Source organism: Psychrobacter sp. AOP5-GZ1-6, assembly GCF_052376345.1.
Lineage (GTDB): Bacteria > Pseudomonadota > Gammaproteobacteria > Pseudomonadales > Moraxellaceae > Psychrobacter.
This window is the reverse complement of sequence record NZ_JBQSVP010000181.1, coordinates 1-4,937: the sequence shown is the minus strand read 5'-3', so window position 1 is coordinate 4,937 and position 4,937 is coordinate 1. Positions and strand designations below refer to the sequence as shown.

General features: G+C 42.6%; 5 protein-coding genes and 1 pseudogene. 2 read left to right on the top strand and 4 right to left on the bottom strand.

Annotated features, from left to right (window positions below):
- Positions 1 to 171: 171 nt before the first annotated feature.
- On the top strand, positions 172 to 393 hold the full coding sequence (locus ACT3RN_RS14495; protein ID WP_192520169.1) for a DUF1653 domain-containing protein: 222 nt from the start codon (positions 172 to 174) through the stop codon (positions 391 to 393).
- Positions 394 to 489: 96 nt separating this feature from the next.
- Here ACT3RN_RS14495 and ACT3RN_RS14490 read toward each other — a convergent pair whose 3' ends face one another.
- From ACT3RN_RS14490 to upp, 4 genes are all read right to left on the bottom strand, one after another.
- Complete coding sequence (locus ACT3RN_RS14490; RefSeq protein WP_192520165.1) at positions 490 to 1,458, bottom strand: alpha/beta fold hydrolase; 969 nt, start codon at positions 1,456 to 1,458, stop codon at positions 490 to 492.
- Between the two features lie 155 nt (positions 1,459 to 1,613).
- Complete coding sequence (locus tag ACT3RN_RS14485; RefSeq protein ID WP_192520166.1) at positions 1,614 to 2,513, bottom strand: ABC transporter substrate-binding protein; 900 nt, start codon at positions 2,511 to 2,513, stop codon at positions 1,614 to 1,616.
- A 216-nt stretch (positions 2,514 to 2,729) separates the two neighbouring features.
- Entirely contained in the window at positions 2,730 to 3,482 is a 753-nt protein-coding gene (locus ACT3RN_RS14480) for an SDR family NAD(P)-dependent oxidoreductase (protein ID WP_192520167.1), read from the bottom strand.
- Between the two features lie 143 nt (positions 3,483 to 3,625).
- Positions 3,626 to 4,285, bottom strand: coding sequence for a uracil phosphoribosyltransferase (gene upp / locus ACT3RN_RS14475; protein ID WP_192520168.1), 660 nt, complete (start codon positions 4,283 to 4,285; stop codon positions 3,626 to 3,628).
- Between the two features lie 341 nt (positions 4,286 to 4,626).
- Between upp and ACT3RN_RS14470 the strand changes: the two are divergent.
- Positions 4,627 to 4,937, top strand: a pseudogene (locus ACT3RN_RS14470) (DNA glycosylase); the annotation flags it as partial.

Below are 4,937 nucleotides of genomic sequence, written 5' to 3'. Positions count from 1 at the left end.
GTTCCTCAATTCTATACAGTCCCTAGTGAACAGGGCTTTAATAAAGATATTACTAATCCAGTTTTAAGCAAACAGACTCAATTAAAAATTCCTGATGTCTGTCGTTATAAAAATATTCCTTGTAGCAATTGGTTAGACGTCTTCACTCACTTAGGTATGAGGTTTTAAGCTATCATAATATCCCAAGGCATTTACCGCCACTACAAAGGCAGTCTCTATCAAGTATTGCATACGGCGCAGCATTCAGAAACCGAAGAATCGCTTGTGGTTTATCGTTGCCTATACGGTGAATATGGCGTGTGGGTTCGTCCCTTAACGATGTTTACTGAAACAGTTATGGTAGATGGCAAGCAAATACCACGGTTTGAATTGATTAAAGACTTAAACGATTAGTTTCAGTTTTCTGCGAACATATCTCACCGCTGACTTAACAAAAAAGCGACTTTGAAAGTCGCTTTTTTCTATCTATTCACACCAATGTTTTAAAGTTCAACTACTCAAAAACTGCCTTAACACCTTATAAAACCCGATGGGCGCATCCATTGGTACGGCATGTCCTGATTTTGGTAAAACAATACTATGTGCATTGGGCAGCATGGTAACCAAACGTTGTTGCCACTCTGCGCCATATAACTGCGAACGCCCGCCGATCAGTAGCGTGGTCGGAATATTTACCCTTGGCAATACGGCTCGGTAATCGTAGGGCAGCTCAACATAAGCAGACAGGCAGCGCAGTTTGTGCTGCCACGTGGCGTGTTTCATCAGAGCGATTTTATGTGGTGCGCGATAACTCAAAGTTTTTGTCAATATCTGTGAAGGCTTGGTACCGACAGAAAGCAGCGAAAACGAGCGTTCCACTGTCAATAAATTTTCTTTTAATTGATAAGGTAGATGCCGAAAACTATCAACTTGCTCCACCTGCATATAAGGTGCTGCATGAGTGATCAAACGTGTGAACTGCGCAAATAACTCGGTTTGCCGCGTGCCAAATACGCCGCCACCTTGCCAATCAGGCTGATTGTGAATAATCGGTGCTTGGTCAATATTCAAATAGCGGCTCACGTATTGAGTACCAAAGCGCTGAAAATACGCCCACATGACCAACGCGCCCATGGAGATTCCAGCCACATGAAATGCCTCAACCCCAGTTTCTTCACGCATATACTCAAATACTTGCTGAGTATCCTCTGCATATTGCTCAATAAAATCAAACGTTGGCAACATTAGATTACTGGCCAACCCAAACCCTCGAAAGTGCGGCAGATAAAATTGGTAATGCTGAGTCAACGGTAGGATGAACGGCAAAAACTGCCGCGCATCCATCCCAAAAGCGTGTAGCAGCAAGACAGGTTTACCTTTACCAATGATAGAAACGGGCAACGGTGTACCATCAGTCGCCGTGACATGAGTGGTTTGTAATTGATACTGCTCAGGCGTTTTAAATGTCGTTTTGAACATATGGGATATCATTGGCTTATATTGGCTATGTATGACGTGGCACAGCGCTATAGTTAAGTTCACATAGTTTCGATACAAAGAAACCGAGTACAAGCCATACATGAGTATGGCTAGCAAGGGTGACGATGTAGCGAATTTACATGAGTTGGACTATATTACTGCCACAGTTTGGCATAATTGGCGTCACTGATATTAGCGATATCTAATGTTGCTAGCATCTCGCGTAGGGTAGTCCAGCGCTCGGCATTTGGTTTGATAGGTGCTATCAAGCGTTTTAGCGTATCATTGATAATGTCATCCATTAATGCTGATGGCGCCTCGCCCGTATAACCATAATAAATCTCGCGTGCCTGTTGAGGATTGTCGATACATAGCTGTGCCATTTCTGTACTAACCGCGACGAACTGTGTCAATGCGTCCGACTTTTCTTGCCAGATACTATGTGTGGTCATCAGCTCCAATGCCGAAAAATTAGGATACGGTGATAGATGCTGATCGATAAAGGTATACTCAAGCCCAACATAATTGGCTTCAATGCCTTCAAAATTATAAAAGCATAACCATGCACCATCAAATTCACCTGCGGCATCGCCTTCTTGTAAGTTTTGTAGATGTTGAAAATCGGTTTCAACAAAATCCACATTATCAATATCTAGCACAAAACCATTTTTCTTGGCATAGCGGCTTAAAATCTCAAAGCCAATTTTATTGGTAATAGGGTTTGATGCGGGCGTTGTGATACGAATCGGTTGGTTATTGTGCAATTTATCAAGGCTGCTTTGCTTAATAAGCACGCCGCCATCAGTCACAAAAAAACAGCCCAATGCTTTTAAGTCTTCAAAATAATGCTCAAATAAATGAATCGGCTCGTTCACGTGCAAATCAATATTGCCTGCTTCTAGCTCTGCAAACCCATCATAATGTTCTGTAGGCTCTATCATATTAATATCAAGCCCCGCCTTAGAATAAGCACCAGTATGAATACCGGCAATAAAAGGCAGATGGTCTGGATTTAAAAACCATTCTAGCGTCAACGTTAGCGGTGCATTAGCCATTAAAGTGTCCTTATAATTATTAATAAATAACAGTATGAGTGATTGCGAAGTCTCATTTATTGATCATCGATAGATAAATAAATGCGTCCACAAATAAGAAAGTTGACCATATCACAAAACAGCGGTAAAAATGACCAAAAAATAGGCCGTCACACAGTATCAAAATAAGATACTGTGTGACGGCCTGATAGTAATGATGTTAACGCTTAATACTGACTAACTGTCGTCTTTTGCAATCGTCAGTCCATTATACGTTTGCGCAACAGGCATCACTTCTAAGCGGTTGACGTTGATATGTGCAGGCGACTCGATAAGCCATATTAAAATATCACCAATATCATCGCCAGTCATATTTTTGAACCCGTTATAAACCTGTGCAGCTTTAGCATCATCACCGTGGTAGCGTACGTTCGAAAACTCAGTACCACCGACATTACCCGGCTCAAGATTGGTAACACGGACTTGGGTTCCCAATAAATCAGCACGCAAGTTTAAGCTAAACTGCTTCACAAAAGCCTTAGTCGCGCCATATACATTGCCACCAAAATAAGGCCAGCTACCAGCAATCGAACCAACATTGATAATATAACCGCTATCGCGGGCAACCATCGCTGGCAATACCGCATGGGTTAATGCCATCAGGCCTTTGATGTTGGTGTCAGTCATGCGCATCCAATCTTCTAACTTAGCGTTTTGAGCAGGCTCAGTACCCAGTGCCAAACCAGCATTATTTACCAACACATCAATTTGACGAAACTTTTCAGGCAAGTCAGCGATAATTTGAGGGATAGTGTCGGTATCGCTCACATCCATAACGACTGGCAAAAAAGCCTCACCTAAAGTCTCTGCCAAAGCATTGAGTTTATCAAGGCGTCTAGCACAGCCAATCACTTGGTGACCGTTTGCCACCAAACGTTCAGCCAGTGCCTTACCAAAACCCGCGCTTGCGCCTGTAATTAATACGTTCATCATCCATCCTTATCATTGAGGTTGTATGCTTCTGTCATAATGTTTATGAGCACTATTTAAGTTAGTGCGCCTTAAGTTAGTGTATCTTAAATAGTGTATCTAGAGCCTATCATTCAGGTTAGAGATATGCTCTAGATAATTACTTATTTATTTGATAACTGTTTACCAAAAATCTTATCACCAGCATCACCCAGACCTGGGATGATATAACCATGCTCATCCAAATGGCTGTCTAGCGCAGCGGTATAGATTGTCACGTCAGGATGCGCCTCATTGACCAAGCGCACACCCTCAGGTGCGGCCACTAATACGAGTGCTTTGATATTGGTGCAGCCATTTTTCTTTAGCATCTCGATGGTCGCAACCATTGAGCCGCCCGTGGCTAGCATTGGGTCAATGATGAGCGCAGGGCGTTTGTCCATGTGGCTGACGAATTTTTCAAAGAAAGGCACTGGCTGTAGCGTTTCTTCATCACGCTGTAAACCCACAACAGAAATCTTAGCAGTAGGGATGAGATCGAGCACCCCATCAAGCATGCCAATACCTGCACGCAAAATCGGTACAATAGTCGCCGTTTTACCGATGATTTGCTCACCAGTAATTTCACCACACCAACCTTGCATTGGGAAAGTCTCGATTTCAAAGTCACGGCTGGCTTCATACGCCATCAATCGGGCAAGCTCTTTGGTTAACGTACGAAACTTATAAGTACTACAGTCTTTTTCACGCATTAAGCTAAGTTTATGACGGACTAGTGGATGGTCGATTACTGTAATTTGTAAATCGTTATTTAAGTCGCTCATGAGTACTCTCTTGATTTTGGGCTGATGCTTACGCAATTGCTGCGGTTGCTATTAATATAAAGGATACAAACACCTACCGCTCTCAAACTGCATCGCTAGCATATAAATAGTAAAGTAAGGCTCTGCACAGTAAAGCCAATTAGTTGCTTACATTACTGTGCAGCAGTGTTCACTTAGCGCAATGACAATATTTGCGTTCACAGCTGCCGTCAAAGCCTAACTATTTAGGCTTAGTAAGCTAACTAAACCAGTTAAATATAACTATATAGTATGATTCTAAATGAGGTAGTGTTTAGGCTTGCTATGATACCAAAAAAACCACTTTTCTGATGAAGAATCTTATGACTACGCGCTCATCTCATACGAATGATAATCCTGATACCAACTCGATATTGCCTGAAACGAGAGCAGCAGAAATAGAAACGCATCCGTTTCCACCTGTCTTACCGCCCAATGCGACGGTTATGATGATGGGCACATTTCCACCGACCAGTGAAAAATGGGCAATGCGCTTCCATTATCCAAACTTTTATAACGATATGTGGCGCATCTATGGGCGCGTGTTTTTTGATGATGCAGATTATTTTCGAGTAGGGGATGAGAAGCGTTTTGACCCAGAGCGTATTCGCGCCTTCATGTTTGAGCGCGGGAT